The 22,394-nt window shown below is 70.5% G+C and carries 20 protein-coding genes; 12 read left to right on the top strand and 8 right to left on the bottom strand.

Annotated features, from left to right (window positions below):
- The 5 genes from IMZ11_RS38395 to asnB all read right to left on the bottom strand — a co-directional run.
- On the bottom strand, positions 1-1,191 hold a 1,191-nt coding region (locus IMZ11_RS38395), incomplete at its 3' end, for a peptide MFS transporter (RefSeq protein WP_228647779.1).
- Between the two features lie 206 nt (positions 1,192-1,397).
- On the bottom strand, positions 1,398-2,126 hold the full coding sequence (locus IMZ11_RS38400) for a PadR family transcriptional regulator (protein ID WP_228647810.1): 729 nt from the start codon (positions 2,124-2,126) through the stop codon (positions 1,398-1,400).
- Positions 2,126-2,965, bottom strand: a complete 840-nt coding sequence (locus IMZ11_RS38405; protein ID WP_228647780.1) for a hypothetical protein — start codon at positions 2,963-2,965, stop codon at positions 2,126-2,128. Before IMZ11_RS38405 ends, IMZ11_RS38400 begins: the two co-directional genes overlap by 1 nt.
- Positions 2,966-3,102: 137 nt before the next feature.
- Complete coding sequence (locus IMZ11_RS38410; protein ID WP_228647781.1) at positions 3,103-3,729, bottom strand: TenA family protein; 627 nt, start codon at positions 3,727-3,729, stop codon at positions 3,103-3,105.
- Positions 3,730-3,755: 26 nt separating this feature from the next.
- Positions 3,756-5,639 carry an asparagine synthase (glutamine-hydrolyzing) gene (gene asnB / locus IMZ11_RS38415; protein WP_228647782.1) on the bottom strand — a complete coding sequence of 628 codons (1,884 nt, stop codon included), beginning with the start codon at positions 5,637-5,639 and terminating at the stop codon, positions 3,756-3,758.
- Positions 5,640-6,022: 383 nt separating this feature from the next.
- Between asnB and IMZ11_RS38420 the strand changes: the two genes are divergently transcribed.
- From IMZ11_RS38420 to IMZ11_RS38465, 10 genes are all read left to right on the top strand, one after another.
- The gene (locus tag IMZ11_RS38420) at positions 6,023-7,768 is read left to right on the top strand and encodes an MFS transporter (RefSeq protein WP_228647783.1); all 1,746 of its coding nucleotides are present in this window, start codon (positions 6,023-6,025) and stop codon (positions 7,766-7,768) included.
- A 121-nt stretch (positions 7,769-7,889) separates the two neighbouring features.
- Positions 7,890-9,995: a multicopper oxidase family protein gene (locus IMZ11_RS38425; protein WP_228647784.1), complete on the top strand. Its 2,106-nt coding sequence runs from the start codon at positions 7,890-7,892 to the stop codon at positions 9,993-9,995.
- Between the two features lie 110 nt (positions 9,996-10,105).
- Positions 10,106-11,440 carry a ketosynthase chain-length factor gene (locus IMZ11_RS38430; protein WP_228647785.1) on the top strand — a complete coding sequence of 445 codons (1,335 nt, stop codon included), beginning with the start codon at positions 10,106-10,108 and terminating at the stop codon, positions 11,438-11,440.
- Between the two features lie 7 nt (positions 11,441-11,447).
- Entirely contained in the window at positions 11,448-11,714 is a 267-nt protein-coding gene (locus tag IMZ11_RS38435) for an acyl carrier protein (protein WP_061257471.1), read from the top strand.
- 1 nt (position 11,715) lies between these two features.
- Positions 11,716-12,180: an SRPBCC family protein gene (locus tag IMZ11_RS38440; RefSeq protein WP_228647786.1), complete on the top strand. Its 465-nt coding sequence runs from the start codon at positions 11,716-11,718 to the stop codon at positions 12,178-12,180.
- Between the two features lie 107 nt (positions 12,181-12,287).
- On the top strand, positions 12,288-13,040 hold the full coding sequence (locus IMZ11_RS38445; protein ID WP_228647787.1) for an SDR family NAD(P)-dependent oxidoreductase: 753 nt from the start codon (positions 12,288-12,290) through the stop codon (positions 13,038-13,040).
- Positions 13,040-13,363 (top strand): antibiotic biosynthesis monooxygenase, encoded by a 324-nt coding sequence (locus IMZ11_RS38450; protein WP_228647788.1) that lies wholly within the window; start codon positions 13,040-13,042, stop codon positions 13,361-13,363. Before IMZ11_RS38445 ends, IMZ11_RS38450 begins: the two co-directional genes overlap by 1 nt.
- A 49-nt stretch (positions 13,364-13,412) precedes the next feature.
- Positions 13,413-15,188, top strand: a complete 1,776-nt coding sequence (accA, locus tag IMZ11_RS38455) for an acetyl-CoA carboxylase carboxyltransferase subunit alpha/beta (RefSeq protein ID WP_228647790.1) — start codon at positions 13,413-13,415, stop codon at positions 15,186-15,188.
- Positions 15,185-15,718: an acetyl-CoA carboxylase biotin carboxyl carrier protein gene (gene accB / locus IMZ11_RS38460; RefSeq protein ID WP_228647791.1), complete on the top strand. Its 534-nt coding sequence runs from the start codon at positions 15,185-15,187 to the stop codon at positions 15,716-15,718. The genes accA and accB overlap by 4 nt, the downstream gene beginning before the upstream one ends.
- Positions 15,715-17,088 carry an acetyl/propionyl/methylcrotonyl-CoA carboxylase subunit alpha gene (locus tag IMZ11_RS38465; RefSeq protein ID WP_228647792.1) on the top strand — a complete coding sequence of 458 codons (1,374 nt, stop codon included), beginning with the start codon at positions 15,715-15,717 and terminating at the stop codon, positions 17,086-17,088. Before accB ends, IMZ11_RS38465 begins: the two co-directional genes overlap by 4 nt.
- 42 nt (positions 17,089-17,130) lie before the next feature.
- On the opposite strand, the gene IMZ11_RS38470 is transcribed toward IMZ11_RS38465, so the two are convergent.
- Positions 17,131-17,889 carry a TetR/AcrR family transcriptional regulator gene (locus IMZ11_RS38470; protein WP_228647793.1) on the bottom strand — a complete coding sequence of 253 codons (759 nt, stop codon included), beginning with the start codon at positions 17,887-17,889 and terminating at the stop codon, positions 17,131-17,133.
- A gap of 322 nt (positions 17,890-18,211) precedes the next feature.
- On the opposite strand from IMZ11_RS38470, the gene IMZ11_RS38475 reads away from it, so the two are divergent.
- The gene (locus IMZ11_RS38475) at positions 18,212-20,140 is read left to right on the top strand and encodes an AfsR/SARP family transcriptional regulator (protein ID WP_228647811.1); all 1,929 of its coding nucleotides are present in this window, start codon (positions 18,212-18,214) and stop codon (positions 20,138-20,140) included.
- 119 nt (positions 20,141-20,259) lie between these two features.
- On the opposite strand, the gene IMZ11_RS38480 is transcribed toward IMZ11_RS38475, so the two are convergent.
- Together IMZ11_RS38480 and IMZ11_RS38485 are read right to left on the bottom strand one after the other, a co-directional pair.
- Positions 20,260-20,910, bottom strand: coding sequence for a metalloregulator ArsR/SmtB family transcription factor (locus tag IMZ11_RS38480; RefSeq protein ID WP_228647794.1), 651 nt, complete (start codon positions 20,908-20,910; stop codon positions 20,260-20,262).
- A 2-nt stretch (positions 20,911-20,912) separates the two neighbouring features.
- The gene (locus IMZ11_RS38485; RefSeq protein WP_228647806.1) at positions 20,913-21,413 is read right to left on the bottom strand and encodes a cupin domain-containing protein; all 501 of its coding nucleotides are present in this window, start codon (positions 21,411-21,413) and stop codon (positions 20,913-20,915) included.
- Between the two features lie 341 nt (positions 21,414-21,754).
- Here IMZ11_RS38485 and IMZ11_RS38490 point away from each other — a divergent pair.
- Positions 21,755-22,394 (top strand): MFS transporter (locus tag IMZ11_RS38490; RefSeq protein WP_228647808.1); only part of this gene is annotated, 640 nt, incomplete at its 3' end.

The following is a 22,394-nucleotide window of genomic DNA, read 5'->3' on the forward strand; positions in this document are numbered from 1 at the left end:
CGCGCCCCCTGAGCCTCCCTCCCCGGCGGAGAGGCTGATCAGCGCCATGAGCACGTAGCTCAGGCCGACGAGTCCGAGGCCGAGCGCGAACTTGGCAGGCGCGTCGGCGTGCCTGCCGAGCCGTACCCACGCGTAGGCGAAGAGCGGGGCCATGGCGAGGATGAACAGGGGATGGGCGCCTTGGAACCAGCTCGCGGGGATCACGAAACCGAGGACGTCACGGTCGACCGACTCCCGCGCGAACAGGCTCAGCACCGATCCCGACTGCGTGAAGATCATCCAGAAGATCGCGGAGGAGAGGAAGAGCCGGACGAAGCCGAGCACGCGGCTCCGTTCCGCGGCCGTCAGCCTCGGATGCCGCAGGAGCGTACGGAACTGGAACACGGGCACGGCGAGGACCAGGACGCCCACGGGGATGAGGACGTGCTCGATCCTGAGGGTCCCCGCGAGGCCGTCGGCGAGAACGGCGGCGACGGCCACACCGGCCCAGATCCCGGCCCGGCGGAAGGCCCGCGCGCGCTCGGCCCGGGAGGCGGGGTTGATGGGGAGCGCGCCGACGTGACCGAAGTGCCGCCTGCCCGCGGCGAACTGGATCACCCCGAACGCCATGCCCACGGCCGCCGCGCCGAACCCGAGGTGCCAGTCGACGGTCTCGCCGAGGAATCCCGTGACGACGGGCGCGATCAGCGCGCTGACCTGGATGCTCATGTAGAAGACGGAGAACGCGGCCTCCCTGCGCTCGGTGTCGCCCGGACCGTAGAAGCCGCTGAGCAGCGCGCTCATGTTGGGCTTGAGCAGGCCGGTCCCGGCGATGATCAGAGCGAGCCCCGCCCACACCGTCCACCCGGCCGGCAGGGCCATGCAGACGTGACCCGCGGTGATCACCATGCCGCTGAACAGCGTGGCGCGCCGGGCGCCGAGTACCCGGTCGCCCAGCCAGGCGCCGGGCACCGCGGCGATGAACAGCAGCGCCATGTACAGGCCGAACAGGGCGGTCGCCTCGGCGGGGGACAGGCCGAGCCCGCCCTCGGAGACGGGCGACACCGCGAACAGGAAGAGAATCGCCTGCATCCCGTAGAAGCTGAATCGCTCCCACATGTCGGTGAGGAACAGGGTGGCGAACCAGCGCGGTTGCCCGAAGATCGTTCGGGCGGGGACCGGCGCCGGATGGGCCGTCTGCGTGGTGGCCATGGCGGGCTCCCTACGTTGCCGTGGGCGCGAGACCGCGAAGGTGCTCGCGCCATGTCACGGCGAGGGTGCCAAGCCCGCCTCGGTACCGGCTTGGCCGACGCTCGAAAGGGGCACCCGAAAGGGCGGCCACCGGCCCGTGGCCCGCCGATCCGGAGCTCGAAAGGACGAGCGGGCGCGCGTGGCCCCCGCCGGATCCCGGGACGGCGCTACGTGCCCGTGGCGCGCCGGATCCGCACCAGCGCCTCGCCCAGGGCCTGGCGGCACTCCTCGAGTGCGCGGCCGTCCACGACGCCGTCCCTGGCCGCCGTGCGGGCGTCGTTCCTGAACCGGTCGAGCATCTTCTCCATCTGCTTGACGGTCTTGCCGGAGGCGAAGTAGGAGTCCCACTCGTGGTGCCACTCGGCGCCCCAGGAGAGGGCCTCCCGCCACTCCCGAGGACCCCACTGATCCGGGGTGACGGCGCGGGAGGCGGGTTCACCCGCCTGCTCATGGACCTCGTCGGCGCCCGTCCCCGCGCCCGTTCCCGTGCCCGTTCCCGTGGGCGCCGCCGCCGGGAGGTCGCGCGGCACCGCCGGGGCGTGCCGTGCCTCGTCGCGTACGCGCTGCGCCGACCTGCGGACCTCGTCGCTGATCCGGAGGATCGTCTGGGTCAGCTCGTCAAGCTCCGGAGCCCGTCGGCGCAGCTCCTCCTGCCCGTCCGCCGTGATGCGGTACCTCTTGCGGCCGCCGTCGTCCGGCTCGCTGACGATGAAGCCCTCGCTCTCCAGCTTGGACAGCCGGGGGTACACGGCTCCGGCCGACGGGGCGTAGGCGCCGAGGAACGTCTCCTCGACCAGCTTGATCGCCTCGTAGCCGTACCGCGGCTGATCCTTCAGCAACGCGAGGAGGTAGAGCTTGAACTGGCCGTGTCCGAACGGGGACGCCACCGCCGCCATCACGCGCCGTCCTCCGTGCCCGTACGGGACGCCTCGGCGGAGGCTCTCTCGTCTGCTCTGTCGTCGGTACGGATCACCAGCGCCACCTTCCCCGAGACGGTGAAACCGCGCACCTGGACCTGGCGGTCCCGATGGGAGTTCTCCCGCAGCGTCACCCCGGTGGCACCCCGCCCGGACGGGCCGATGGGGACGAGCGCGGGAGAGAGGCGCCCGCCGGCGGGGGGATTGGCCACGACCTTGCCGCTCGCCGTGGAGAGCTCCACGTCCAGACCCGCCTTGTCCCGATCTCCTCCGAGCCCGAGCGTGATCGCCCCGGAGACCGAGCTGAGCACGGCGTCGACCGGATCCGCCTCGGTGATCATGGTGATCTCGCCCGAGACGGACTCCAGATGCACCTGCCCGTGGCAGTGGCTGGCGATGATCTCCCCGGAGACGGTCTTGGCCATCAGCTGGGGACCGGCACCCTCCATGACTATCTCCCCGTTCAAGGTGGTGAGGCTGGTCTCCTCGCCGCTTCCCGCCACGGTGATCCCGGCGCTGACCGTCTCGACGCGGATCGGCGTGCCGGGAGGGAGGCGCAGGCTCAGGTCGGTCCGGCGCAGGAAGGCGGGAGGCAGGTCCCGGTACCACTTGCGGTGCAGGCCCAGGTCGTGCCGGATCTCGAGAACCCCGTCGCACACGTTGACCCGCAGCGGGGCGCCGCTCACCCGGGTGACCTCGAGCAGGGACGGCCCCTCGTCGGTGACCACGGCCACGCCTCCATCGATGATCCGCACGATGGCCTGGGTCACTCCGGCCAACTCGATCTCGTACGGTCCCTCAACGCTCCACTCCGCCATCGCGATCCTCCTCGTCCGGCCGCCGGTGCCGCCGCTACTATCACGCTATATCGCGACTGTGCGGATTGCTACTCGAAAGCGGCTCGACCTTGACCAGATCGCGACATATATCGCGATCGGCCGAGGTCGAGCCGATGCTATCGAGCCGACTCCCATACTCCCAACTCGAAGCGCGCCCCCTCGGCGAACCTGGCCGCCATGGCCGAACGCTCGGCCGCCGAGACGCGCGCGCCCAGGGCGTCCACGAGGGCGAGGGTGGCCTCGACCACGGGCAGGTAGTCCCGGTGCAGATGGACGTCGATGAACGCCCGGTAGACCGGGTCGGGGGAGGATCGCCGCTGCAGCTCCTTGCCGAGCTCGGCGTGGAACCACAGGCGGGGGAGCACCGCCGCGAGCGCCTCGGCGAAGCCGAGATCCCGCCCGGCGGAGGCCAGGAAGGCACCGTACGGGCGGTCACCCGCGGGCGGGACGGGCGGCTCCTCGCCGAGGATGCCCAGCATGGCCTGCCGCTTGGGCCCCGCCGACCGGGCCGCGCCCATCGCGATGCCCGCGAAGTGCGCCAGGTCGCCGAGGGTCGGCGCCTTGGCGGCGATGAGCGCCAGCGCGCGGGCGTAGTCCTCCAGATGCAGGCTGTCGATCGCCACGAGCCGTGCCACCACGGCCTTGGGCAGGTCGCCCGCGCTGATCCCGGCGGGGATCGGGTGGTCGACGATCGCGGCGAAGCTCTCTTCGCCCGCAGTCCAGAGTTCCTTGTGAAGACTCATCACGCACCTTTCGAGGAGGGGGATCGTCAGCCGAGGTCCAGCCGTACGCGGTAGTGGCGCAGCCACGCGTTGAGGGTGAGCACCATCTCGATGTGGGTGCGGTTCACCCAGGCGATGGGGCCGTTCTCCAGCTTCTCCGGGGCGGCCAGTACGGCGCGCGCCGCCTGGACGTCGACCAGGGGATGGGCCGGCTGCCCGGGATCGTCGAGGATCTCGGTCAGCGACCGGCTCAGATAGCGGGTGTAGAGGGGGTCCTGGGTGACGGGGAACGGGCTCTTCTGCCTGTTCAGCACCTGCTCGGGCAGCAGGTCGGCGCCGGCGGCCCGCAGCAGCGCCTTCTCCCGGCCGTCATGGCTCTTCATCGACCAGGGCGCGTTGAAGACGTACTCCACCAGCCGCGGGTCGACGTAGGGCACCCGCACCTCCAGCCCGACCGCCATGCTGATCCGGTCGTCCCGGGTGAGCAGGTGCTGCATCCACCTGGTCAGATGCATGTGGGTGATCTCCCGCATACGGCGTTCCCGCCCGGACTCGCCGGGGAGCCGCGGCACCTCCGCGACCGCCTCGCGGTAGCGGTCGGCGCCGTAGCCCTCCAGGTCGAGCAGCTTCAGCAGGCCCGGGTCGAGCAGGCCGCTGCCGAGGCCGGCGCCCGGGCAGAAGAACTGGTAGAAGGCGATCCACGGGAACGCCTCCACGTCGATCAGTTCCGGCACCCACGCCCAGTGGTAGCCGCCGAACACCTCGTCGGCGCCCTCCCCGCACAGTGCGACGGTGCTGTGCCCGCGCACCTGCTGGAACAGCTCGTACAGCGAGGCGTCCATGTCGCCGAGCGGGCTCGGGCGGTCCTGGGCCAGCACGGTGGCCAGCCGGACGCCCGGCTCGGCGAGCCGTTCCGGGGTGATGACCACGGGCGTGTGCAGCGACGCGACATGCTCGGCGACCATGCGAGCGAACGGCGCGTCCGGGGTGTCGCGGACCTCGTCGGCGCGGAACCGCTCGGTGTAACGCGTGAACGTCACGGAGAACGACCGGATGGGCTCCTCACCCGCCGCACGGCGGTGCCGGGCCGCCAGCGCGGTCATCACGCTGGAGTCCAGACCTCCGGAGAGCAGCGACCCGACGGGGACGTCGGCCACGAGCTGGGCGGCGATGATCTCCTCCAGCATGCCGCGCACCGTGTCCACCGTCGCGGGCAGGTCGTCGGTGTGCGGGCGGGCCTGGAGGGCCCAGTAGCGCCGGTGCCGGATCCCCGAGCGGTCCACCCGTACGACGTGGCCGGGGCGCACCTCGTGGATGCCGGCGAAGACGGTGTGCCCGGGTGTCCAGACCTGGCTGAACGCCTCGCGCAGGCTGTCGGCGTCGGCCCTGGCCTCGACCTCGCCGGTGGCGAACAGCGCCTTGGGCTCCGAGGCGAAGTACACCCGGCCCCCCTGGCCGCGATGGTAGAAGAGCGGCTTGACGCCGAAATGGTCGCGGACCAGGAGGAGCGCCTGGTCGTGGGCGTCCCAGACGGCGAAGGCGAAGATCCCGTTGAGGTGGTTCCCGACGTCCTCGCCCCATTCGAGGTAGGCCCTGAGCACGACCTCGGTGTCCCCGTCGGTGCGGAACCGGTGGCCGCGGGCCGCCAGCTCGCTCCGCAGCTCCCGGTAGTTGTAGATCTCCCCGTTGTAGGTCAGGACGGCAGGACCCCCGCCGTCCCGCTCCGCGACCATCGGCTGGGCGCTGCCCGCGAGGTCGATCACCGCGAGCCGCCGGTGGGCCAGGGCGGCGTGCCCGTCCGTCCACAGCCCCTCGGCGTCGGGGCCGCGGCAGGCCATCGTCTCCGACATGGCCGTCGCCGTGGCCGTGGCCGTGGCGCGCCGGCCCGTCAGATCTCGCTCGAAGTCAACATGACCGGCGATACCGCACATTGAGCACTCTCCCGTCTGTCGCGCGCTCGTACGGCGAGCCTCCCGGAGGTCACTCGAGCAGGGCTTGGAACGAGATGGAGCCGGTCTTGGCCGCTCCACCGGACCGCTCCACCGGACCGGTGCCCGGATCTATGGAGCGGGCCCCTGGCCGGTCCCGTCGGCGACCACGGCCCCGCTCGAGGCGGGATCGAGTCCGCCACCAGCGGCCGGGTCCATCATCGTGATGCGATACAGCAGTCGCGATATATACCTCGCCGCCGACAACTGGATATCGCGATATGCGTCGGACTATCTTGACTCACGGCAGTATCGCGATATAGCGTGATCGCGATCGAGAACAGTATCGCGATCGTCTCCACTTCCGAGGTCTGCAAGGAGCAGTGATGTCCGAACACGAAGGGAGCCAGCCGCTGCGGCTCGCCGAAGAAGCGGCTCCTCCGCACAAGCGCCGGTGGGCCGTACTGGCGATCATCCTGGTTGCGACGTTCATGGACCTGCTCGACGTGTCCATCGTCGCCATCGCCATCCCCTCGATCCAGAAGGATCTCCAGGCGACCTACACCTCGGCCCAGTGGATGCTGGCCGGCTACTCGCTCGCCTTCGCCCTGCTGCTGATCACCGGCGGCCGGCTGGGCGACATCGCCGGGCGCAAACGGATCTTCCTGCTCGGCATGGGCGGCTTCACCCTCGCCTCGGCCCTGTGCGGATTCGCCGTTTCGCCCGAGATGCTGGTCGCCTCGCGGGTGCTCCAGGGGGCGATGGCCGCGATGATGGTCCCCCAGGTCATCTCCACGATCCAGCTGATCTTCCCGCCGAAGGAGCGCGGCGGCGCCTTCGCCGTCTACGGAGGTGTCGCCGGTCTCGCGACGATCAGCGGGCCGCTGCTGGGCGGCCTCCTGCTCAACGCGGACCTGTTCGGCAGCGGATGGCGCTCGATCTTCCTCATCAACCTGCCGCTCGGCGTGGCCGCGTTCGTCGCCGCCATCGCGATCATGCCCGAGGTGCGGGTGCCGCTCGCGCACACCCTGCGGCTCGACCTCGTGGGCAGCTTCCTGATCACGGTCACCATGCTGCTGCTGATGTATCCGCTGATCCAGGGCCGCGACCTGGGCTGGCCGGTGTGGACCCTGGCCATGATGGCGGCGTCCATCGTCGGGCTGCTGATCTTCGGCGCGCACCAGCGCCGCCGGGCCGGCAGGAACGCCTCGCCGCTGGTGCCTCCCTCGCTCTTCAGGAAGGTGTCGTTCACCGGCGGGCTCCTGGTGAACCTGTCCTTCTTCGCCGGCATCGTGTCCTTCTTCCTGGTGTTCATCATCTACCTGCAGGCGGGCCGTGGTGAGTCCGTCCTGTCGGCGGCCCTGACCCTGCTGCCCTGGTCCGTCGGCATCGCCGTGGCCAGCGGCACCGGGTTCCAGCTCGCGCCCAAGCTCGGCCGTACGGTGCTGCACATCGGCACGGGCCTGATGACCCTCGCCATGGGCGGCGTCATCGTCACCATCCAGACCGGCGGCGCCGACGTCTCCCTGTGGTGGTACGTCCCGAGCATGCTCGTCGGCGGCATCGGCATGGGTCTGGTCGCCCCGCTGCTGGTCGACGCCGTGGTGTCCGACGTCCCCCCGACCGAGGCGGGCTCGGCGTCCGGAGTCCTCAGCGCGGTCCAGCAGATCGGCGGCGCGCTGGGGATCGCCCTGGTCGGCCTGGTCTTCTTCGGCTCGGTGAGCGCGCAGGCCCAGAACGTCGCCGAGTCGGTCACCCCGAGGATCCGTACGGCGCTGCAGGCCGCGGGGGCGCCCGCCTCGGCGGCGGAGGAGGCGAGCCGGGGCTTCGTCCGGTGTTTCGTGGACCGGGCGGAGGAGAAGGATCCGACCGCGGTGCCCGCGAGCTGCGCCGAGGCGGAGTCGCCCCAGCAGGACGTCCCGCCCTCCGTGCGCACCGCCTTCACCACGGCGGCGGATGAGGGCAGGAACGACCTCTTCAACCAGGCGATGACCGCGGCCGGCTGGTACAACGCCGGGGTCTTCTTCCTGACCTTCCTGCTCATCTTCTTCCTGCCTCGCGCGATCAAGGTCCACGCCGAGGCCGACGCGGGCGCGCCGGAAGGGTCGCCAGAACCCGAGCCGGTGAGCTGAGCCCCGTCGACTGAGTCCGTCGATCGGCGCCGTGATTCCCGGTCCGCCGGAGAGTCCGGCGCCGATCTGCTGCCGCGTGCCGGCCGATGCCATCCCAGAGACGCCACCAGAGAGGTGTCCCATGTTCGAGCCCTCGATCGAGCTGTACGACGATCAGGTCAACAACGACTTCACGGTCGCCATCCTGCAACTGATCTTCTGGGCGGTCCTGGCCCGTCGCCTGTACCGCCTCCCCTTCAGCAAGACCGCCCACAAGCTCAGGCGCAGCAGCCGGAGGCTGGTCGTGGGCGTGGTGGTGGGGGCCCTGCTCGTGCCGGCCCGGCTGTTCACCATCCTCGTCATGGGCGGCTACGGACCGCAGTTCGCGGCGGACCGCCTGTGGATCGGCCTGCCCTTGGTCGCCGTCCCCACGATCTTCGCCCTCGTCCTTACCCTGCCCCGGCTCCGGCGGTTCGCGGTCGCCGAGGTCGCCGACCGGCAGGCCCCGCCCACCCCCGAGCAGCGTCTGCGGGCGGCCGCGCCCGCGGTCACCCTGCCGGCGCGCGCCGTGACCATCGGGGCGCTCATCGCCTTCGCGCGGCTGATCTTCGCCCCGACGCCGCCGCTGTTCATCCCGGCCCTGCTGACCTTCGCCGTCGCCGGCGGCTGGATCCTGGTGCTCGGTCGCAGGCACCGGGCGCGGACGGCCGGGGCGGACGTACGGCCGATGCCGAGAGGCGGGGCCCGCACCCGCCGCAACCTCGTGGGAACGGTGACGGTGCTGGCGCTGATCGCCGTCTACGCCGCCTGGGACTGGCAGACCAGCAAGCTGCCCGACAGCTACAGCATGATGGACCACGCGATGACCTACGGCGACGGTCCCGAGGTGTCCGGGCACGGCCACCTCGCCGCGGGGGCGGGCGGGGCGAAGGTGCCGTCGGTCTCGGTGGCGGACCTCACCGGACCGCGTACCGGCGTCCCCGACAAGCGCTTCACGCTCACCGCCACCGACGCCAGGATGAAGCTGAGCTCCTCGGCCGAGGTGGACGCGGTGGTCTTCAACGGGCAGCTTCCCGGCCCCGAACTGCGGGTGCGCGAGGGCGACCTCGTCGAGGTGACGCTGGTGAACAGGACACGCGACGTCCCCACCACGCTCCACTGGCACGGCGTCGACGTGCCGAACGCCGAGGACGGCGTGGCAGGTGTCACGCAGGACGCGGTGGCTCCGGGCAAGAGCCACACCTACCGATGGATCGCGGGCCAGACGGGGACCTACTGGTACCACTCGCACCAGCAGTCATCGGTGCAGGTCCGCCGGGGGCTCTTCGGCCCTCTGGTGATCGAGAAGGCCGACCCCGGACCCGCGAACCTGAAGGAGTTCACGCTCGCCGCGCACGTCTGGGACACCGACAAGGGCGAGATCAGCTCGCTCGACTCCTACGACACGCTGCGCAGGGAGACCGTTCCCGCGGGCACTCCGGTGCGGATCAGGCTCGTCAACTCCGACAACTTCCTCAAGACGTTCACCCTGGCCGGGGTCCCGTTCAAGGTGACCGCCCTGGACGGCAACGACGTGAACGCGCCCACCGAGCTGAGCAAGGTGAAGCTGCCCCTCGGCGGCGGCGGGCGCTACGACCTCGAGTTCGTCATGCCCGCGGGGCCGGTGCGGTTCGCCGACCTGGCCGCGCCGGACGCCGGGCTCCTGATCACGCCCGACGGGAAGGGAGAGCTGGCGCCGCTGCTGGAGGCCCCCGACTTCGATCCGACCCGCTACGGGTCGCCGCGGCCCACGCCGTTCGGGCCGGGCAGCGACTTCGACCGCTCCTTCCAGCTCATCCTGGACAACAAGCCCGGGTTCTTCGACGGCACGCCGTACTACCTGTGGACGGTCAACGGGTCGGTCTTCCCGCACATCCCGATGCTGATGGTGCGCGAAGGGGAGCTCGTGAAGGTCACCGTGGTGAACCGCAGCTTCCTCGAACATCCCCTGCACCTCCACGGCCACCGCGTGCTCGTGCTCAGCCGTAACGGGAAACCGGTCACGGGCAGCCCCGTCTGGCTGGACACCGTCACCGTCGTGGACGGGGAGACCTACGAGCTGGCCTTCAAGGCCGACAATCCCGGGGTGTGGATGGACCACTGCCACAACCTCGAACACGCCGCCATGGGGATGACGATCCACCTGGCCTACGAGAACGTGCACACCCCCTATCTCGCCGGGCGGGCCACCGGGAACGTCCCCGAATAGCGAGCCACATCCAGCGAGCTGTCGAGCCCCTCTCGAGGGGCGCCCCAGTGAGTCGAGCCACCCTGTGATCGGGCGCGGGAAGCCCGCGACCGACACAGGAGGGTTCGACGATGAGCAGCGCGTCAACGGATGCCGGGCCCGGCCCCGTGGTGAGCGGCCCCGTGGTGAGCGGCCCCGTGGTGAGCGGCCCCGTGGTGAGCGGAGCCGCGGCCACCGGTGCCGTGGTGACAGGCGTCGGTGTCGTGGCACCTACGGGAGTCGGCGCTGAGGAACACTGGCAGGCCGTACTGGCCGGGAAGTCCGGCATCGGCCGGATCAGCCGCTTCGACCCCACCTCCTACCCGGTGCGCCTGGCCGGCGAGGTGTCGGGATTCGCGGCAAGGGAGCGGGTGCCGGGCCGGCTGATCCCCCAGACCGACCACTGGACGCACATGGCGCTGGCGGCGACTCAGGCCGCCCTCGCCGACGCCGGGGTCGATCCCGGTGAACTGCCCGAGTACGAGATGGCAGTGGTGACGGCGAGTTCCTCCGGCGGCACGGAGTTCGGCCAGCACGAGATGGAGCGCCTCTACACCAAGGGGCCCTCGTGGGTCAGCGTCTACCAGTCGATCGGCTGGTTCTACGCCGCCACCACCGGACAGGTGTCGATCAGGCACGGCATGCGCGGTCCCTGCGGTGTCCTGTGCACGGAGCAGGCCGGCGGGCTCGACGCGCTCGGCCAGGCCCGCCGGCTGCTGAGGTCCGGCGCCCGGCTCGTGGTCAGCGGCGGGACCGACGCCTCGCTGTGCCCCTACGGCCTCACGGCCCAGCTCGCCACCGGCCTGCTCTCCACCGAGCAGGACCCCGGCCGGGCGTACCTGCCCTTCGATGCCGCCGCCTCGGGATATCTGCCGGGCGAGGGCGGGGCCATCCTCGTGGTGGAGCGCGACGCCCCGGACGGCTACGGCGCGATCCGCGGGTACGCCGCCGGCTTCGACCCGCGGCCCGGATCGGGACGGCGTCCCGCGCTGCGCGGCACCATCGAGCGCGCGCTGGCGGACGCCGGCGTCACCCCGGGCGACATCGACGTCGTGTTCGCCGACGCGGCGGGAGTGCCCGAACTCGACCTGGCGGAGGCCGAGGCCATCACCGCGGTGTTCGGCCCCCGGGGCGTGCCGGTCACCGCGCCCAAGACCCTCACCGGCCGCCTGTACGGCGGTGGCGCCGCCCTCGACATCGCGACGGCGCTGTTCGCGATCCGCGACGACGTCATCCCGCACACCGTGGGACCGACCAGGCTCGCCCCCGGCTGCGAGCTGGACCTCGTGCTCGGTGAACCGCGGGACACCCCCGTGCGCACCGCCCTCGTACTCGCGCGCGGTCACGGCGGTTTCGCCGCGGCGATGGTGCTGTCCGATCTTCACCACATCTCCCGAACCGGAAACATCTCCCGAACCGGAAAGTGAGCGGAACATGCCCGAATTCACCATGGAGGACCTCAAGCAGACGCTGCGCGCGATCGCGGGGGAGGACGAGCAGGTCGACCTGGACGGGGACATCTCCGACGTCTCCCTGGCCGACCTCGGCTACGACTCGCTCGCGCTGCTGGAGCTGGCCAGCCAGGTCGAGAAGCGCTACGGAGTCGTCATCCCCGACGACGCGGTCCACGAGATGGTCACGCCCCGCGCGACCCTCGCGTACATCAACGGCCGTCTCGCCGACACCGTCGAGGTGGCCTGAGATGGCCGGGCACACCGACAACCACATCGTCATCGACGCGCCCATCGACGTCGTGTGGCGGATGACGAACGACATCGAGTCGTGGACCGAGCTGTTCAGCGAGTACTCCGAGGCGACGATCATCGAGCGGCGCGGCGACTCCATCCTGTTCCGGCTCGCGCTGCACCCCGACGAGAACGGCACGGTGTGGAGCTGGATGTCCCTGCGCACCCCCGATCCCGACACGCGCACGGTCCGCTCGCACCGCGTCGAGACGGGCCCCTTCAAGTACATGTCGATCTTCTGGGAGTACATCGAGACGGACCAGGGGGTCCGCATGCGGTGGGTCCAGGACTTCGAGATGAAGCCGGGCGCCCCGGTGGGCGACGAGGCGATGCGCGACCGCCTCAACCGCAACACGCCGGTGCAGCTCCAGCTCATCAAGGACAAGGTCGAGGCCGCCGCGCGCGCGACCGCGGCGATCTGACCCGCCCGGTCACCCGCGATCGCACCCGATCACACCTCATCGGCCCTGACCACATCTGAGACATCTGAGACATCTGACAGACCAGGCGAAACGGAGACGGACACGACATGGACCTCGGGCTCAGTGGCAAGAAGGCACTCGTCACCGGCGGCACCAGGGGCGTCGGCAGGGGAGTGGTACTGGAACTGGCGCGTCACGGCGTCGACGTCATCACCTGCTACCGGCAGCCGGGAGAGGCCGCCGAATCGCTGGAACGCGAGCTCAAGGAGCTCGGCGGGGACCACCACGTGCTGCGCGCGGACCTCGCCGACCCCGTGGAGATCACCGCGCTGCTCGGCGCGTGCGAGAGCCGGTTCGGGCGGCTGGACCTCGTGGTGAACAACGCCGCGACCATCAGCCACGTGCCGTACGAGCGGCTCACCCCCGAGCAGTGGCGGCACATCCTCGACGTGAACGTCACCGGCGTGCACCTGGTCATCCAGGGTGCGCTCCCGCTGATGACGGCCGGCGGCTCGGTGATCAGCATCGGGTCGAAGTCGGCCGAGGTGGGGATCCCGCTCCGCGCCCACTACACCGCGACCAAGGCCGCGCTGACCGGACTGACCCGGTCCCTGGCCAAGGAGTACGGCAAGCGGGGGATCAGGTTCACCATGTTGTCCCTCGGCATCATCGCCACCGAGGCGATGGACGCGATGCCCGCCGAGCAGCGGGAGCTCATGGTCCAGCGCTACAGCGAGAAGACCGCCCTGGGCCGGCTCGGCACGCCCGAGGAGGTCGCGGGCGGCGTTCTCTGGCTGGCGAGCGACCTGGCCAGTTTCGTCACGGGCGCGGTCATCGCGGTCGACGGGGGGATCTCCTGATGAGCGACGCGACGTACCGGGTCATGCTGCGCATGCAGATCATCCCCGGGATGGGCCCCGAATTCGAACGGATCTGGCGGAAGGTCGGTGACTCCGTCACCTCCCACCCCGCCAACCGCGGCCAGTGGCTGTCGCGCAGCGAGGAGGAGGCGGACGTCTACTACATCGTCAGCGACTGGGTCGACGAGGCGAGCTTCCGCCGGTTCGAGACCAGCGACCGGCATGTGGAACACCGCAGGCAACTGCACCCGTACCGGTCGGGCGGGTCGATGGTCACCATGCGGATCGTGGCCCACCTGCCGGGCACCGGCGGGGGCGAGTAGGGAACCCGTCCCGTCCTGTCCGCACCACTCCACCCAACCGGAGTCCCACATGACCAGCATGATGGAGCGATCTCCCGGCTTCCCGGCGGCGCCGTCCGAGGAGCCCGACTGGATGAGCTGCCGCCGCTGCCGGGTCCTCTTGTACCGCAAGAGGTTCGACAGGGCGGGCGGGGTGTGCCCCGAGTGTGGCTGGCACAGCCCGCTCGGCGCCGATCGGCGCGTGGCGACGCTGCTCGACCGGGAATCCGCCGTCCGCGTCGCGCCGCCGGAGACCGTGCACGACCCCCTGTCGTTCGTCGATCTCGAGCCGTACGCCGACCGGCTGTCGAAGGCGCGGGCGCGGACGGGGCTCGACGATGCGGTCCAGGTGGTGCGCGGCACTATCCAGGGCCGGCCCGTCGTGGCGGCCGTCATGGACTTCGCCTTCCTCGGCGGCAGCCTGGGCGCGGCGGCGGGCGAGGCGGTCGCCGTCGCGGCCGAGACGGCGCTCGCCGATCAGGCTCCTCTCCTGCTGGTGACCGCCTCCGGCGGGGCGCGCATGCAGGAGGGGACGCTGTCCCTGATGCAGATGGCCAAGACCGCGGGCGCGATGGCGCGGCTGGACGAGGCGGGGCTCCTGACGGTCTCGCTGATCACCGATCCCACGTACGGCGGGGTCGCCGCGTCGTTCGCCACGCTGTCCGACGTCCTGATCGCCGAACCGGGAGCCCGGATGGGCTTCGCCGGGCCGAGGGTGATCGAGCAGACCATCCGCCAGAAGCTGCCCGGCGACTTCCAGACGGCCGAGTTCCTGCTGGGACACGGGCTCATCGACGGAGTCAGGGCCAGGGCCGAGCTGCCGTACCTCCTGGGCACGCTGCTGTCGGCGGCGGCGAGGCGGGAGGGCCGCGACGGCGGCGGAGTCGGCGACGGCGGCGGCGGGGAAGAAGGCGGCGGTGGACGGGCACGGGAGCGGGACGCGGAGGACGTCGCGGTCCGCGATCCACGCGGCCTGACCCGCCGTCCCGTCGACCAGGCCGTACGGCTCGCGCGCGACCTCGGCCGGCCCACGACCCTGGACCACGTCGCCGAGTGGACCGACAGGTTCGTGGAACTGCGGGGAGACCGCGCGGGCGGCGGCGACTGCCCCGCCATCGCCGGCGGCCTCGCCGTCGTGGACGGGCTTCCCCTGGTGGTCGTCGGCCACCAGAAGGGCCACACCACGGACGAGCTGGTCCGCCGGAACTTCGGCATGCCGTCCCCGGCCGGATATCGCAAGGCCATGCGGCTCATGCGACTGGCCGCGAAGCTGCGGCTCCCGCTGGTGACGCTGATCGACACCCCGGGCGCGTACCCGGGGCTGGAGGCGGAGGAGCACGGCCAGGCCCACGCCATCGCCGAGTGCATCCGGCTCATGGGGAGCCTGCCGGTCCCCGTGGTCAGCGTGATCACCGGTGAAGGCGGCAGCGGCGGAGCGCTGGCGCTCGGCGTGGCGAACGAGGTGCTGATCTGTGAGAACGGCGTCTATTCGGTGATCAGCCCCGAAGGGTGCGCGGCCATCCTGTGGCGCAGCCCGGAGGCGGCGGGGACCGCGGCCGCCGCGCTGAAGATCGACGCCGCGTCCATGCTCGAACTCGGCGTCGTCGACGGCGTGGTCCCGGAACCCGACGGCGGGGCGCACCGCGATCCGGCGGCGGCGGCGCGGCTCGTCCGCCGGGCGGTGGTCCACGCGGTGCGGAGGCTGCGCGGGCGCGACGGCGCGGATCTGGTGGCCGAGCGCCGCGCACGATACCGGCGCTTCGGATCGGTCGACGCCTCCCTCAAGGAGAAAGGAATCCTTCCGTGACAGAAACGCTTCCTTCGGCCTCTCCGGACGCCGGTCCTCTCGACCCCGTTCCCGACACCTGGATCGCGACGGAGATCAGCACCGTCTGGCGCACCGTCGTCGACATGGTGGGCGGTGCCTCCCGGCCGCCCAGCCGGATCAGCGTCCAACTCGGTTCGGCCAGCATCGAGATGGAGTGGGGCGCCTCCCCGGAGGCCACCGCGGGCGTCTCCGAAGCCCCGGCCGCGCGGGCGGCGGTGCCGGGAGCGCCTGCTCCGGAGCCGGAGCCGGAGCCGCAGGTGTGGCACGCCGTCCGGGCTCCGCTGGTCGGTACCTTCTACCGCGCTCCGGAGCCGGGGGCCAAACCGTTCGTCGAGGTGGGCGACATCGTCGAGCCGGGCAGGCAGATCGGGATCGTGGAGGCGATGAAGCTGATGAACCCGATCGTCGCCGACACGGCCGGGCGGATCGTGGAGATTCCCGTGGGCGACGGGGAGCCTGTCGAGTACGACCAGCCGCTCCTCCTGCTGGAACCGTGGGAGGGCGAGTGACGGCCGGCCGACGTCCTGACGGTCTCTTCGAGACCGTGCTCGTGGCCAACCGCGGGGAGATCGCGCTGCGGGTCGTCCGTACGTGCCGGGAGATGGGGATAAGGACCGTCGCGGTGTACTCCACCGCCGACCGGGACTCCGCCGTCGTCAGGGCCGCGGACGTGGCGGTGCACATCGGTCCCGGGCCCGCCAAGCAGAGTTATCTGTACCCGCCCGCGATCGTCGAGGCGGCGCTCCGCACCGGGGCGCAGGCCGTCCACCCGGGGTACGGATTCCTGTCCGAAGACCCCGACTTCGCCGAGATCTGCGCGAAGAACGGCCTGGTCTTCATCGGTCCGAGGCCCGAGGTGATGGCGGAGCTGGGGGACAAGGCGCTGGCCAGGAGCCTGATGGCGGACGCGGGACTGCCGGTGCTCCCGGGCACCCGCGAGCCGGTCGACAGTGCGCCGGAGGTCACCGCGGTCGTGGAGGAGATCGGCCTGCCGGTCATCATCAAGGCGTCGGCCGGCGGCGGCGGCCGGGGCATGGCGGTGGTCAGGACGTGGGAGGAGTTGCTGCCGGCCTACCGCTCGGTCCGGGCGGCCGCGCGCGCCGTCTTCGGTGACGACCGCGTCTACCTGGAGCGGTACGTGGAGCACGCGCGCCATGTCGAGATCCAGGTGCTCGCCGACGAGCACGGCGGCGTCGTGCACCTGGGGGAGCGCGACTGCTCGGTGCAGCGCCGCCACCAGAAGCTGATCGAGGAGAGTCCCGCGCCCCGCCTCGACCCGGCCACGTCGCGGGCGCTCCGCGCCGCGGCCGTACGCGGTGCGAGAGCGGTGGGGTTCACCGGCGCGGGCACCTTCGAGTTCGTGGTCGACGGGCGGGACATCGCCTTCCTCGAGGTGAACTCACGGATCCAGGTGGAGCACCCGGTGACCGAGATGGTGACCGGCGTGGACCTGGTCCGGGAGCAGATCGCGATCGCCGCCGGCCGGCCTCTCGGGTTCCGGCAGGAGGACGTCCGGCACACGGGCGTGGCCCTGGAGTGCCGGGTCAACGCGGAGGACCCGCGGCGGGGCTTCGCCCCTTGTCCGGGTGTGCTTCACGAGTTCGTCCCGCCGGGCGGCCCGTTCGTCCGCGTGGACACGCACGCCTTCCCGGGCTGGGAGGTCTCCCCCTACTACGACTCGCTGCTCGCCAAGGTGATCGTGTGGGCGCCCGACCGGGAGCAGGCGATCGCGCGGATGGATCGCGCCCTGCGGGAATTCCGGATCGACGGGCGGAACATACGGACGACGAAGGAACTGCTGCGGGATGTGATGGCCGATCCCGTCTTCCGGTCGGGTTCTCACACCACGTCCCTGCTCGACGTGAGACCGGACGCCTGATGTTCTCCGAGAAAAATCGTGACGCTGACCGTCGAATGACGGTCAGCGTTCCTTTTTCGGTTCTTCCGTTAACGTGCTCTTAATACGATCCACGTTTTTGAGGCCGTAAAGGAAAAGGTCGAGGCCGAATTCGAATCGCGTGCTGTCGCTTCCCGCCAGGAGACTGTCCACCATGGCGGTCGTATGCGGGAAATGTTCCTTCGGCAGGCTCGCGTAATAGTCGCCCACGCGGCGCCAGTAAGCCTCGACGTCGGACTGCGTGGCACGCCCCCTGACGATGTGGTGGCTGACTTCGAGTGCGTCGGCGGTGACGTAGAGGGTCAACCGGTCGACCGCCCAGCCGCACACCTGGTCCGGCAGGCCGGCCGACCGAAGGATGGCCAGGAATCCCTCCGCGACCCACAGCCCGTTCGGCCCACAGGGCGCGTACGCCATGCCGATCCTGGCGATGTCGGCGTGGTCGGTCAGCGCGCGCCGCAGCGCGAAGGCGAGTTCCTTGATCTGCTCCTGCCAGCGCGCCGGATCGGCCTTGGGGACCGAGACCTCGCCGAAGACATGGTCGATGAGGAGTTCGAGCAGCTCATCCTTGTTGGCGACGTACACGTACAGCGAGGCGGACCCCGTCTCCAGCTCCTGGGCGACGCGGCGCATGCTGAGGGCGTCGAGCCCTTCCCTGTCCACGATCTCCAGGGCGGTGCGCACGATCAGTTCCTGGGTCAGCGGAGGCTTGCTGGGCGCGGCTTTGGCCGGGGTCCGCCAGGGCGGCGGAGGCGCACCAGGGGGGAGGTGACGGTCTGCCATGCTCGCTCCTCAAACTCTTGCTAACACCGTACTGGATTGGGACAATAGTCGTATAACGAACAGTGATCGGTGCCAGACCGACGTTCGGGCGACCGGCGAGGCGGGGGCCTCCCCGGCGGGAATGTAATTCTGCTTTGTCGCCCACGGGGGTGCCGCAATGCGTGACGCGATAAACAGAAGTACTTGACTTTATGGACACATTCTGGTCAAATCGCTACGCGGCCGAACGGTATTGACTTCGCTATTTCGTCCGACGCTTCGAGGGTTCGGCACCAGCACCACCTCGCACGACCCCTCGAAGAAATGACGGGGGTTGATGACAATGTACGTGAGCCTCTTAGGTCCCCTACAAGTGATTCGTGGCGACGATATCGCCACTCCTTCCGCGGGAAAACTACGACAGCTTCTCAGCCTGATGGCCCTGTGCGCGAACGGCATCGTACGGACGGAACAGATCATCGAGGAGCTGTGGGAGCAGTGCCCGCCGGTGAGCGTTTCGACCACCCTGCAGACCTACATCTACCTGCTGCGCAAAGATCTTGATCTCGGCCGGTCGCAGCCCACGCGGGTGTCCGGCGCGGGGGAGTCGTGGCAGCCCTCCCTGCAGACGTCCGCGTCCGGCTACCAGCTCTCCCTGGAACCCGGCATGCTCGACTCCCTGCGGTTCGAACAGCTCGCGGAGCGCGGCCGGGTGGCGCTGGACGCGGGGAAGACCCCGGCCGCCGCGGACACCCTCGCCGAGGCGCTTCGGCTCTGGCGGGGCCCTGCCCTGGTGGACGTGACCTGCGGGCCGCTGCTCCAGGCCGAGGTGTTGCGGCTGGAGGAGAACCGCAAGAGCACGCTGGAGAACCGCATCGACGCCGATCTCGCGCTCGGCCGGCACATGGAGCTCCTGGGCGAGTTGACCGCGCTGACCGCGAAGCATCCCACGCACGAGGGGTTCCCTGCCCGGTTGATGAAGGCGTTGTACCGCGCGGGCCGCAGGTCGGACGCGCTGGGCGTCTACCAGCGCCTGCGGTACAGCCTCGCGGACGAGCTCGGACTGGACCCCTCCGCCGACATCCGGCAACTGCACCAGAGCATCCTGAACGCCGATCCGCTGCTCGACATGCCGAAGCCCGAGAAGGTCACGGCGGCCGCTCCGGTGCGCGTGGTGCCGTCACAGATCCCGGCGAGCATTCCGGTGATCGTCGGCCGGACGCGGCAGCTCGCGGAGATCCTCGACCTGCTCACCGCTCCTTCACACGATCATCCGTCCGTGGTGATGATCGCGGGCCCACCTGGGTCCGGGACGACGACCATCTGCACTCACGTGTCCCGCCAGGTGCGCGAATGCTATCCCGACGGTCAGTTCTTCGCCCGGATGCTCGACCACGAGGGTCGCAGGGTGAGTCCCGCGAAAGTGCTGGAGGACTTCCTCAGGGCGATCGGGGTGCCGGAGGACCGGATGCCGCCGTCGGTCGTGGAACGCGCGTACGTCTTCCAGGAGTGGGCGCGTTCGAGGAAGACCCTGGTGATGCTCGACGACGTGGTCGACATCAGCCAGGTCGACTGGCTGCTGCCCGCCAACCCGGACAGCGCGTTGCTGGTCACCTGCCGGCGCAGGTTGTCGATCCCGTCCGTCACCACGCTGGTGAACGTCCCGCCGCTGAGCGTCGAGGAGGGCGTGCAGCTGCTCGTCCACCTGATGGGCAGGGAGCGGGTGGAGCGGGAGCCGGCCGCGGCGCGCCGCCTGGTCGACCTGTGCGACGGCCTCCCGGCGGCGCTCCAGGGGGCCGCGGCGTGCCTGCTGGTGCGCCCGCACTGGACCCTCGAACGGCTGGTCGCCCGGAAGGAGTACGAGCTGGCGGTCTGCGCCACCGCCGCCGTCGAGCCGGCCGACGATCCGATGAGCATCTGGGCGAGTGTCAAGCGGACCTACCAGATCGTCCCCCGGCCGGCGCAGATCGCGCTGGGCCGGCTGACGACGCTTCCGGCCACGGTGGTCTCGCTCGACCTCGCGGCGTCGGCTCTGGGGATCGACGAGCACCTGGCCGAGTCGATTCTCGAGGAGCTGGTGGAGTTCCAGCTCCTGGAGACGGAGTCCGACGCGGAGCGCGAGAACGGCCTCGACTACTGGTTTCTGCCCACTCTCCGCCGGATAGGGCACCAGCTCGCGGGCGCCGGGCACAAGCGGCACGGGATCGAGAGCGGAACCCACGGCGTCCACAGCGGGCCCCGGGGTGAGCAAGGGCTGTCCCGGGTCTCCTGACGCGCCGTGATCGGTGATCGGCCGGTTGCCCGGCCGATGGCGCCGCATAGGGTTCGGCCGGTGTTCCGGTGGCGCATGGTTGGCGCCGGGCCGGTGCTCCGGCGGTGCTCCGGCGGTGCTCAGTGGTCGGCCAGGCGATGGCCGGAACCGCGCCAGCCGGTGATGCCTCCCTCCAGGGGGCGGGCCCGGCGACCGTGTTCGCGCAGGAGCCGGACGGCCCGTGGGGACACGACGCAGTACGGACCCCCGCAGTAGGCGACGATCTCGACATCATGCGGCAACTCGTCGAGACGATCCCGGAGTTCCTCCAGCGGCAGCGAGACCGCCCCGGGAAGATGCCCTTCGGCGTACGAGTCGGCCGACCGCACATCGATGACCATGGTGTTCGGATCGGCGAGCCGCCCGGCCAGTTCGTCGGCGGTCACCCCCTCCAGGGAGTCGATGTGCTCCGACACCGCGTCCCTGAGATCGGCGAGCCGCTCGTGCGCGAAGTCGCGCAACTGGCCGAGGAACAGCGGAACGCGCTCGTCGGCCAGACGGTAGTAGATGCGCGTCCCCTCCCTTCTGCTCGTCACGAGGTGAGCCGCGCGGAGCTGTTGCAGCTGGGCCGAGGTGTTCTTCAGCGCGATCCCCGCCTCCTCGGACAACTCCTCCACCGTGCGCTCCCCCTCGGTCAGGACATCGAGCAGCCGCAGCCGCACGGGGCCGGCGAACGCCTTCCCGATGCGGGCGAGCTGCTGGTAGATCGGTTCCTCGGGGAATCCGGCCATGGTCAGACCATGTACTGGTCGTGACGGCTGAAGACCTCTGTCCACTCCTCGGGACTGAGCTCCCGGTCGCCGGCCGCGATCTCGGCGAGTTCCTCGAAGTACGACTCGCGCGGTGCTCCCGGCGTGAACAGCAGCAGCATCGAGGCCGGCTCGCCCGACTCGTTCCGGAACGCGTGCACCCCGCCCTCGGGCACGTACAGGAAGTCGCCCGGCGTTCCCTCGACCCAGCGCTCCCCGTTGTACAGCCGGATGGTGCCGGACAGGACATAGAAGGACTCGGTCATGGTCCGGTGGAAGTGCGGGCTGGGGCCGGACGGTCGCGGTCCCATCTCCCACCGGTAGAGACCGAAATGCCCGTGGGTCGAGGCCCCGGTGGCCAGGTGGTGGACGTTGGTCCCCGTACCGTCCGGTCGCATGATCAGGTCCGGTGGCGCGGACGCGGGCCGGAAGACCCCGCTGTTCTCGCCGTTCTCGCCCAGATAGCGCGCCTCGGGATACGACATGGCAACTCCTCTTATATTCCAACGATTTTTAGAATAGCACCACGTGCCGCCTGGATGTGGATCATTCGTGCGAGACGGGCACCGGCCAACCGGTCCTGCCCGAGGCCGCCTCCGATGTCCTGCCGGAGGCCCTCCCGGACGTTCCATCGGATGTCCGGTCCAAGACCCTGTTCGTGTCCGGTCCAAGGCCCGGTCCAAGGCCGGTCCAAGGCTCCGTTCGTGGACCTGCTCGTGTCCTGTTCGTGGACCTGTTCGGGTCGTGTCCCAGGGCCTGGGACGCCAGGCGTCCGCGACGGCGTGTCCGGCCGGTGAGCCGCGGCCTGCCCGCCCACCGTGGACCCATGACGAAGCGGCCCAGGCGGGCATCGCGGCGCGGAACGGCATATGACACGCGGCTGGTCATCGCCGCGAGAGCGTTGCGCACCTTCGGGTACGGATGCACCAGCGTCCTGCTGGCGGGAATGCTCGCTCAGGACGGCGACGCTCCATGGCAGACCGGGATGCTGCTGGCGACCGCGTCCGCGGGTTCGGTGGCGTCCAGTCTGGCGTTGGGGCTGTTCGCCGACCGCTGGGGGCGCCGTCGCGCGTTGATCGTGTGCGGATGCCTGATGGCGGCCGCCGGAGCGGTCTTCGCTGTCAGCGAGTCCTTCCCGGCCCTGGTCGCCGCGGCGTTCGTCGGCACCATCTCGCCCTCGACCAACGACAACACGCCTTTCTCCGGAGTCGAGCAGTCGATACTCGCGCAGACATGCGCGCCCGCCCGGCTCACCGCGATGTTCACCGTCTACAACGTGACGGCCCTGGCGGCAGGGGCGCTGGGCGGGCTCGCCGCCGCCGCGCTGGGGCTGCAACACGTTGTCTCGCCCGGTGACGCCGCGTTCGCGCTGTACGCCCTGCTGGCAGCCTGCACGGTGCTGTTGTTCCTGCGGCTCTCACCCGCCGCCGAAGCCCAGCCTGCCCCCTCCACTCTCTCCGAAGCCC

The organism is Microtetraspora sp. AC03309 (genome assembly GCF_020826795.1).
Lineage (GTDB): Bacteria > Actinomycetota > Actinomycetes > Streptosporangiales > Streptosporangiaceae > Microtetraspora > Microtetraspora glauca.

Coding starts and splice junctions, on each gene's coding strand:
- IMZ11_RS38400 (WP_228647810.1), bottom strand. CDS start 2,126: ATGGCGGCGGTGGCGTCCCCGTTCGGACACGGCCAGTTCAAGCTCTAC.
- IMZ11_RS38405 (WP_228647780.1), bottom strand. CDS start 2,965: ATGGCGGAGTGGAGCGTTGAGGGACCGTACGAGATCGAGTTGGCCGGA.
- IMZ11_RS38410 (WP_228647781.1), bottom strand. CDS start 3,729: ATGAGTCTTCACAAGGAACTCTGGACTGCGGGCGAAGAGAGCTTCGCC.
- asnB (WP_228647782.1), bottom strand. CDS start 5,639: ATGTGCGGTATCGCCGGTCATGTTGACTTCGAGCGAGATCTGACGGGC.
- IMZ11_RS38420 (WP_228647783.1), top strand. CDS start 6,023: ATGTCCGAACACGAAGGGAGCCAGCCGCTGCGGCTCGCCGAAGAAGCG.
- IMZ11_RS38425 (WP_228647784.1), top strand. CDS start 7,890: ATGTTCGAGCCCTCGATCGAGCTGTACGACGATCAGGTCAACAACGAC.
- IMZ11_RS38430 (WP_228647785.1), top strand. CDS start 10,106: ATGAGCAGCGCGTCAACGGATGCCGGGCCCGGCCCCGTGGTGAGCGGC.
- IMZ11_RS38435 (WP_061257471.1), top strand. CDS start 11,448: ATGCCCGAATTCACCATGGAGGACCTCAAGCAGACGCTGCGCGCGATC.
- IMZ11_RS38440 (WP_228647786.1), top strand. CDS start 11,716: ATGGCCGGGCACACCGACAACCACATCGTCATCGACGCGCCCATCGAC.
- IMZ11_RS38445 (WP_228647787.1), top strand. CDS start 12,288: ATGGACCTCGGGCTCAGTGGCAAGAAGGCACTCGTCACCGGCGGCACC.
- IMZ11_RS38450 (WP_228647788.1), top strand. CDS start 13,040: ATGAGCGACGCGACGTACCGGGTCATGCTGCGCATGCAGATCATCCCC.
- accA (WP_228647790.1), top strand. CDS start 13,413: ATGACCAGCATGATGGAGCGATCTCCCGGCTTCCCGGCGGCGCCGTCC.
- IMZ11_RS38470 (WP_228647793.1), bottom strand. CDS start 17,889: ATGGCAGACCGTCACCTCCCCCCTGGTGCGCCTCCGCCGCCCTGGCGG.
- IMZ11_RS38475 (WP_228647811.1), top strand. CDS start 18,212: ATGTACGTGAGCCTCTTAGGTCCCCTACAAGTGATTCGTGGCGACGAT.
- IMZ11_RS38480 (WP_228647794.1), bottom strand. CDS start 20,910: ATGGCCGGATTCCCCGAGGAACCGATCTACCAGCAGCTCGCCCGCATC.
- IMZ11_RS38485 (WP_228647806.1), bottom strand. CDS start 21,413: ATGTCGTATCCCGAGGCGCGCTATCTGGGCGAGAACGGCGAGAACAGC.